Raw genomic sequence first — 297 nt, 5'->3', positions numbered from 1 at the left:
TCAGCAGGTCGCGAACTTCCATCTCGACCAGTTCCAGCAGCTCGGCGTCGTCAACCATGTCGGCCTTGTTCAGGAACACGACGATGTAGGGAACGCCTACCTGACGGGACAGCAGGATGTGCTCGCGGGTCTGCGGCATGGGGCCGTCGGCAGCCGAGCAAACCAGGATCGCGCCGTCCATCTGGGCAGCACCGGTGATCATGTTCTTCACGTAGTCGGCGTGGCCCGGGCAGTCTACGTGAGCGTAGTGGCGTACCGGCGAGTCGTATTCGACGTGCGAAGTGTTGATGGTGATAC

At 61.6% G+C, this 297-nt stretch carries 1 protein-coding gene; it reads right to left on the bottom strand.

All coding sequences use genetic code 11. The features are described from left to right. The coding region (locus tag QSJ95_RS32670; RefSeq protein ID WP_285647906.1) for a GTP-binding protein at positions 1-297 on the bottom strand (297 nt) is incomplete at both ends.

Origin of the sequence: Pseudomonas sp. NBRC 100443 (assembly GCF_030268185.1) — a bacterium.
GTDB classification, from domain to species: domain Bacteria; phylum Pseudomonadota; class Gammaproteobacteria; order Pseudomonadales; family Pseudomonadaceae; genus Pseudomonas; species Pseudomonas citronellolis.
This window is presented reverse-complemented; position numbering and strand designations above follow the sequence as displayed.